Raw genomic sequence first — 1,885 nt, forward strand, 5'->3', positions numbered from 1 at the left:
AATGCGCCTTGTAAGCTAGTCACAAAGCAGTTTTGACTGTTTTCGGAGATGTCTACTGTACTGCCAATGACTTCAAACTGTTTAACAATGAAGATTTGCGATCTCTCCAGGAGTGGTTCATCTGGTTTAGGTAGTGGTTGTTCAGGTTGAAGTAATTCGGATGGAGGTGGAAGTTGGGGTGGTGTTGGTAGTGTTGGTGTTTTGGGTGAAGGTGGTTGGACATCCTGCGGTGGCGGAAGTTGGGGAAGCGAGGGAGAATTGTTTTGGGGTGGTTGTACGCGATTGAGTGTCTGTGCCCTGCTGGGTGTAGTTATCAGGCTGTTGAACAACATCAGCAAGTAGGATACTATCAAAATATGAGTAACTTTAGCGACCATGACACTGAATAGGGTTCTGTGACTCTAGTAATGATATTTTGAATATCCAAAGCATTATTAAAAGAAGCAGTGCCATTAGTAGGAACGGAAAACTCGCTAAAGCTGTGAAACAAATTACTTCCTGCTTGCGTTCCTCCAGTGATATTAAAGGTGTAACCCTCTCTTACAACGCTAGAGTTATTAGGTAAGGTGTTATCTGGGGTAATTTGGGCAAAAGTATGCTCTTGCAAGCAAGAAATTAACACACTTCCCACCATCAAACTACTACACCAACTCCGCCAATCTGGAGTTTTTCTTAACATAATAATCCTTATAAATTAGTAACTATAAGCAAGCAAGATGCTGCCAAAATATGAGTAACTTTAGCTACCATGACATTGAATAGAGTTCTGTGTGGAAATGTGTGAAGTAGCAGTAGATGAATTAGCACTCAAGACTATTTGTCCTTTGGCGTTTAGCGTCGCACCTGTGGCTTCAACAATGCGTTTGGGAGTGGAGGTAGTTGGTTTAGTGGTAACAGGTGGTATGGAACGATTGGTGTTAATGGGTTTAACAGACACCCAATCGATTTGAGGCGCATCAGGAGTGAGAATGTCTTTGGGATTGGGTGGTAAACCGCCGCGTCCTGTGATCACAAATCGGTTTTGGGCATAATCTGGACTGTAGCAGCCTTGAGCTACTTTGGTGTCAACTGGTATTGTTGGCAATTGGACTAAGCCACTGTTAGGGTCAATCTCAGGTGTAATCAGTTCTACAGTGCCTTGTGTACCAAATTCTGAACTAGCAGTGATGTCACTCAACACAGTTGGACTTTCACGGAACTCAATACCATAAATGCCATTGGCTTGAATATCCACTCTGCCACCACTGCCTGTAAAAGCATTGGCAGTAATGTCACTATTTTCATTGGGCACAGCGAGTATGAAGCCATTGGGGGCTTTGATGGTAATGTTACCACCATTACCACCAAACTGCTCAACGCCAGCAGTGCTGCTGATTTGACTGCGATCGCGTAATAATAATAATTCTTGCAGATTGAGAGTGATATCACCACCAGTATTACTGCGAGTTGTGGCGGAGATTGTGCCTTGATCTAGTGTGAGGAAATCAGCAACCAGTTGAATATTACCGCCAATACCATCTCCCAGACTGTCAACGGCAATTTTAGCACCATCTCGAATTGTCATGATTCTGGGGTCGATGATGATACTACCACCATTTCCAATAGAACCTTCACTGGTACTGGCAAATAGACCAGTTTTTAACCCAGAGAGGGTAATATTGTCTTTGACCTGGAATGTAATATTACCAGCGTCGGATTCACCAGAAGTAATGGTGGATACTTGACCACCATTACTAGCCTCAAAAGTGTTAGCAAAAATGCTGACACTGCCTGCATCCCCTTTTCCAAACGTATTGGCACTCAGTTCGGCACCATTGGTAACTTCTAATAAGCCTGTTTTAATCAATACACCTCCGGCTTTGCCCTCTGCTTCAGAACTGACGTT

2 protein-coding genes and 1 pseudogene are annotated in these 1,885 nt (G+C 43.5%); all 3 read right to left on the reverse strand.

Annotated elements, in window-relative coordinates:
• A pseudogene (locus HWQ40_RS14605) lies at positions 1–377 on the reverse strand (hypothetical protein); the annotation flags it as partial.
• Entirely contained in the window at positions 350–679 is a 330-nt protein-coding gene (locus HWQ40_RS14610; protein ID WP_292778862.1) for a hypothetical protein, read from the reverse strand. The gene HWQ40_RS14610 and the pseudogene HWQ40_RS14605, both read right to left, overlap by 28 nt.
• Positions 680–739: 60 nt before the next feature.
• Positions 740–1,885 (reverse strand): S-layer family protein (locus tag HWQ40_RS14615; protein ID WP_292778864.1); only part of this gene is annotated, 1,146 nt, incomplete at its 5' end.

It is taken from the genome of Nostoc sp. NMS9, assembly GCF_017114995.1.
In the GTDB taxonomy this organism is placed as follows: domain Bacteria; phylum Cyanobacteriota; class Cyanobacteriia; order Cyanobacteriales; family Nostocaceae; genus Nostoc.

Coding starts and splice junctions, on each gene's coding strand:
- HWQ40_RS14610 (WP_292778862.1), bottom strand. CDS start 679: ATGTTAAGAAAAACTCCAGATTGGCGGAGTTGGTGTAGTAGTTTGATG.